Source organism: Bartonella queenslandensis AUST/NH15 (genome assembly GCF_000312585.1).
GTDB classification, from domain to species: Bacteria; Pseudomonadota; Alphaproteobacteria; order Rhizobiales; family Rhizobiaceae; genus Bartonella; species Bartonella queenslandensis_A.
Genome location: NZ_HE998425.1, coordinates 1 through 238, shown reverse-complemented (window position 1 = coordinate 238; position 238 = coordinate 1). Strand labels below are relative to the sequence as shown.

General features: G+C 44.5%; 1 protein-coding gene. It reads right to left on the bottom strand.

The features are described 5' to 3' along the window. On the bottom strand, positions 1-238 hold a 238-nt coding region (locus BN338_RS10545; RefSeq protein ID WP_039762540.1), incomplete at both ends, for a DUF4815 domain-containing protein.

Below are 238 nucleotides of genomic sequence, written 5' to 3'. Positions count from 1 at the left end.
TTGGATCAATGGCAAGCTGCAAAATGCCATTGCCGATAGCCCCTGTTTGGGGAAATCCTTCATCTCTGTAAGAGTCATCCAAGAAAGGGTCTGCAAACATGCCTTTTTTGGCAACGGGTTCTTTAGAGTCAACATTGCTTTTAATACGCTCTAATTGCATGAGGCGATCAAGCGAGAGAATACGCTGAAAATAACGCCACATCTCATCATAAGGAGCAACACGCGTCCCATCATTGAT